Origin of the sequence: Frateuria sp., from assembly GCF_013362045.1 — a bacterium.
GTDB lineage: Bacteria > Pseudomonadota > Gammaproteobacteria > Xanthomonadales > Rhodanobacteraceae > Frateuria_A.
On sequence record NZ_JABFWW010000284.1, the window covers coordinates 1 to 4,808 of the forward strand.

At 71.8% G+C, this 4,808-nt stretch carries 5 protein-coding genes; all 5 read left to right on the top strand.

The window, feature by feature from the left end; translation table 11 throughout:
* A partial coding sequence (locus HOQ08_RS13610) for a long-chain fatty acid--CoA ligase (protein ID WP_291195903.1) occupies positions 1 to 1,277 on the top strand: 1,277 nt, incomplete at its 5' end.
* 9 nt (positions 1,278 to 1,286) lie between these two features.
* Positions 1,287 to 2,174, top strand: coding sequence for a HemK family protein methyltransferase (locus HOQ08_RS13615; RefSeq protein ID WP_291195906.1), 888 nt, complete (start codon positions 1,287 to 1,289; stop codon positions 2,172 to 2,174).
* 17 nt (positions 2,175 to 2,191) lie between these two features.
* Positions 2,192 to 3,178, top strand: a complete 987-nt coding sequence (nadE, locus tag HOQ08_RS13620; RefSeq protein WP_291195908.1) for an NAD(+) synthase — start codon at positions 2,192 to 2,194, stop codon at positions 3,176 to 3,178.
* Positions 3,175 to 4,218, top strand: coding sequence for a GNAT family N-acetyltransferase (locus tag HOQ08_RS13625; protein WP_291195911.1), 1,044 nt, complete (start codon positions 3,175 to 3,177; stop codon positions 4,216 to 4,218). The genes nadE and HOQ08_RS13625 overlap by 4 nt, the downstream gene beginning before the upstream one ends.
* A 278-nt stretch (positions 4,219 to 4,496) precedes the next feature.
* The coding region (locus HOQ08_RS13630; RefSeq protein WP_291195914.1) for an arginase family protein at positions 4,497 to 4,808 on the top strand (312 nt) is incomplete at its 3' end.

Sequence of the window (4,808 nt, forward strand, 5' to 3'; positions counted from 1 at the left end):
CGGACAAGCTCGGCTTCATCCTCGATGACTCCGGTGCGCGCGTGCTGCTCAGCGATGGCCACCTAGCGCAGGAGTTCGAGCCGCTCCTGGGCGCAAGGCCCGCATTGCGCGTCATCGCGTCGGGCGCGCTGCCCGAAGGCCGCGGCGTCGGGGCCTTCGACGCGGTCGTCGAAGCGGGCGAGCCGCTGCGCGAGCCTCCGGCCACCATCGCGCTCGACCTGGCCGCGCTGATCTACACCTCCGGCAGCACCGGCACGCCCAAGGGCGTGATGCACACCCACCAGTCCATGCTGTTCGCGGCCGGCAGCCTGGTCCAGTACCTGCGCCTGGGCCAGAGCGAACGCATCCTGTGCACGCTGCCGCTGGCCTTCGACTATGGCCTCTACCAGTGGCTGATGGCCGTGCAGCTGGGCGCCACCCTGGTGCTGGAGCGCTCGTTCGCCTTCCCGGCGCAGGTGTTCGCCCGCATGCGCGAGTTCGAGACCACGGTTTTCCCAGGCGTGCCCACTGTCTTTGCCATGCTGCTCTCAGCGCACCGGCGCGAGAGGCTGTGTTTCCCCGCCGTGACGCGGGTGACCAATACGGCGGCCGCGCTGCCGGACGAACAAGCGCTGAAGCTGCGCGAGATCTTCCCGAACGCGCTGATCTACAAGATGTACGGGCTCACCGAATGCAAGCGGGTGTGCTACCTGGAGCCGGAGCTGATGGAGGCCCGGCCCGGCTCGGTCGGCAAGGCCATCCCAGGTACCGAAGTGTTCCTGCGTTCGTCCGCGGGCGATCCGGTGCCATCCGGCGAGGCGGGCATCCTCCACGTGCGCGGCCCGCACGTGATGCTCGGCTACTGGAACCGCCCCGATCTCTCGGCGCAGATGCTCGTGCCCGGCCCGTTGCCCGGCGAGCGCGTGCTGTGCACGCACGACTGGTTCCGCATGGACGCCGAGGGCTTCCTCTACTTCGTGGGCCGCAGCGACGACATCATCAAGACCCGCGGCGAGAAGGTCAGCCCGGTCGAGGTGGAGAACGTGCTGCACGCCATCGACGGCGTCCGCGAGGCGGCGGTGGCGGGCGTGCCCGACGAACTGCTGGGCGAGGCGATCCGCGCCTACGTGGTGCTCGACCCGGGCGTCGCGCTGAACGTAGGCCAGATCCGCGCGCACTGCATGCGCCACCTGGAGAGCTTCATGGTGCCGCAGCAGATCCTGCTCTGCATGGACCTGCCGCGCACCGCCACCGGCAAGGTCAGCCGCAAGGCGCTGCTCGAACATCCACCCGCCTGAAAGGACGCCATGGACGCCCTCTACGATGCCTTGCACGCCCGCCTCAGCGCCTCCCTGCAGACGCTGCCGGACAAGCCGCGGGAAAATCCAGAGACCGCCCTGCGTGCGCTGTGGTTCGCCGCGGCGGGCGAACCGCGCTCGGTAGTGGCTGCCGCGCAGGGCGCACTGCCGCCGCTGGCCGACGACGGCGCCCGGCAATCGCTCGCGCGAATGGTCGAGCGCCGCCTTGCGGGCGAGCCGCTGGCCTATCTCACCGGCCGTGGCCATTTCATGGGACTGGAGCTGCTCGCCGGTCCCGATGCGCTGATCCCGCGGGTGGAAACCGAGCTGCTGGCGCGCGCTTGCGTGGAGCTCCTGCGGCCGGCCACGGCGCGCCATCCCGCGCGGGTGGTCGACGTGTGCACCGGCTCCGGCAATCTCGCCTTCGCCATCGCCCGTCAGGTGCCCGACGCCGAGGTGTTCGGCGCCGACATCAGCGCCGAGGCGCTGGCCCTTGCCGCGCGCAATCGCGAGCACCTGGACCTCCCGCGCGTGGAATTGCGCTGCGGCGACCTGCTGTCGCCGTTTGGCGCCGGCTTCGACGGCACGGTCGACCTGGTCGCCTGCGCGCCGCCCTACATCCTCAGCGCCAAGGTGGAGCAGATGGCGCCGGAGATCTCCGCGCACGAGCCGCGGCTGGCCTTCGACGGCGGGCCGTTGGGCGTGGGCGTCCTTTTGCGCCTGCTGGAAGAGTCGCCGCGCCTGCTGCGCGCGGGCGGCTGGCTGGCCTTCGAGGCGGGCTTGGGGCAGGGTCCGGCGATGCGCCGGCGCCTGGAGCGCGACAGCCACTACGACGAAGTGCGCACGCTGGCTGACGACCGCGGCGACGTGCGGGCGATCCTCGCCCGCCGCGCCTGAAGCGCCGGAGGACGGACATGGATTTGACCGCAGATGTGTTCGGGCTCGACTACGCCGCCGAGGCCGACCGGATCGCCGGGCGCTTGCGCGAGGTCACCGCGCGCGAGCTGCACAAGCGCGGCCTGGTCGTCGCCATATCCGGCGGCGTGGACAGCTCGGTGTGCGCCGCGCTGGCCGTGCGGGCGCTGGGTGCGCAGCGCGTGTTCGCGCTGATCCTGCCCGAGCGCGACTCGGCCGACGAGAGCGAGCGCCACGCGCGCATCCTCGCCGGACACCTGGGCGTGCGGGTGGAGACCGTGGACATCGCGCCCACGCTGGCCGCGATCGGCTGCTATGCCGCGCGCGACGAAGCCGTACGCCGCGTGCTGCCGGACTACGTCGAGGACTGGCGCATGAAGATCGTCATCGCCGGCGGGCGCGAAGGGGCCATCAACCACTTCGACCTGGTCGCGCAGTCGCCCGATGGCCGCACCCACGAGCGCACGCTGGGCCTGGCCGACTACCTGCAGATCGTGGCGGCGACCAGCTTCAAGCAGCGCGTGCGCAAGACGCTGGAGTACTACCACGCCGACCGCCTCAACTACGCCGTGGTGGGCACGCCCAACCGGCTGGAATACGACCAGGGCTTCTTCGTGAAGAACGGCGACGGCTCGGCCGACGTCAAGCCGATCGCGCACCTGTACAAGACCCAGGTCTACGGCATGGCCCGGCATCTTGGCCTGCCCGATTGCGTGGCCAGCGCCGCGCCCACCACCGACACCTACAGCCTCGCGCAGGGCCAGGACGAGTTCTACTTCGCGCTGCCCTGGGCGCAGATGGACCTGGCGCTGTGGGCGCTGGAGCATGGGCTGGCGGCTGCTGAGCTCGGCAACGCGTTGAGGATTTCCGAAGCCGCCGCCGAGGCGGTGTACGCCGACATCCGCAACAAGCGCCGCAGCACGCGCTACCTCCACCTGCCACCGCTGCTGCTGGGGCCGGATGCGCCCGCGGAGACGCCGGCATGACGCCAGCCGGCGTCTATCGGGTGGAGGCGGCCGAGTTTCCGCGCGACCGCGAAGCCCTGCTGCATATCTGGCAAGGCAACCTGGGCGACCCGGCCCGGCACGCAGGCAAGTTCGACTGGTTCTACCTTCGTGGCCCGTTCGGCGAGCCGCTGACGCAGCTGCTGTGCCACGACGGCGTCGCGATCGGCTGCTGCACCGCCGCCCCGCGGCGCATGCTCTGGCAGGGCAGCGAGGTCCGCGCCGGCCTGCTGGCCGACATGGCCGTGGCCGCGCAGCACCGCACGCTGGGGCCGGCGCTGATGCTGCAGGAAGCGCTGGTGGAGGCCGCGAAGGGCCGCTACGACCTGCTCTACGGTTTCCCCAACCGCAAGTCGCTGCCGGTGGTCAGGCGTCTTGGCTACGCCGTCCTCGGCGAGTTGACCCGCCATTCCAAGGTGCTGCGCCACACGGCATATCTGGAGCGCCACCTGCCGCGCTGGCTTGCGATGCCGCTGGGTGGCCTGCTCGACGCGGGCATGGCGCTGTCCGAGCGGTTGCGCGCCCGGCCAGGCGTGAGCGCCGACTGGTCGGACCATGCCGACCCGCGCATGGATGCGCTGTGGCGGGCCGGCGCGCATGCGCAGGGGCTGGTCGGGGTGCGCGATGCGGCGGCGGCGCGCTGGCGGTTCGACCGGTCGCCGCTGGCGGGCACGCGCTACCTGCTGGTCGGCGACGGCGCCGGGGGGGCGCTGCGTGCGTGGTTCGCCTGCCAGGCGGCCGGGACCGTGCTGCGGGTCTGCGATTTCTGGAGCGAGAGCGGCAGCGCGGGCATCGCGGGCTCGCTGGTGCTGGTCCTGGTGCGCGCGGCCCGCCGCCTGGGCTACACCGCCATCTCGCTGGAACATGCCGCCTCCGACGAACGCCTGGCCGGTTGGCGGCGCGCCGGCTTCGTGCCCCGCGACCACCAGCCGGTGGTCGGCAAGTGGCTGGGCGATGGCGGCCCGTCTCCCTCCGAACTGGCGCGGGACTGGTACCTGACGTCTGCCGACGAGGACGAGTAGCGATTGCGCGCCATGCGGCAGGCGGACCGTTGCATGGCTCGCCAGGGCCCCTCCGGCGGCGGGCGCGCGGCGACGATCGGTAGCGCCGCCGAAGACCGGCCGGCTGCACTCTGGCACACTAGAAGGCCGCCAGTGACTGGACTCCCGCAGCGGGGCAGGCACCGGCAAGCATGGCCTGCCGGCACGACGGCGGACAGGCTCGATGCGGCAGCAGGAACCGCGCGGCGGCGCGGCGACACCCCATGGCGCGCAGGCGCCACCGGACGGACGAGGCAGGCATGAGCGGCACGCAGACAGTCAGCTTGATCGGCGCACCCACCGACATCGGCGCCGGCCATCGCGGCGCCTCGATGGGACCGGAGGCGCTGCGCGTGGCGCGGTTGGCCGAGAAGCTCACTGCACGCGGCCTGCAGGTGATCGACCGCGGCAACCTGCAGGGGCCGCTCAATCCCTGGCTGCCGCCGGAAAACGGCTATCGCCACCTGGACGAGGTGGCGACCTGGAACATGGCCGTGCACACCGCGGTGCGGCAGGAACTGCAGGCCGGGCGCATCCCGGTCCTGCTCGGCGGCGATCATTCGCTGGCGATC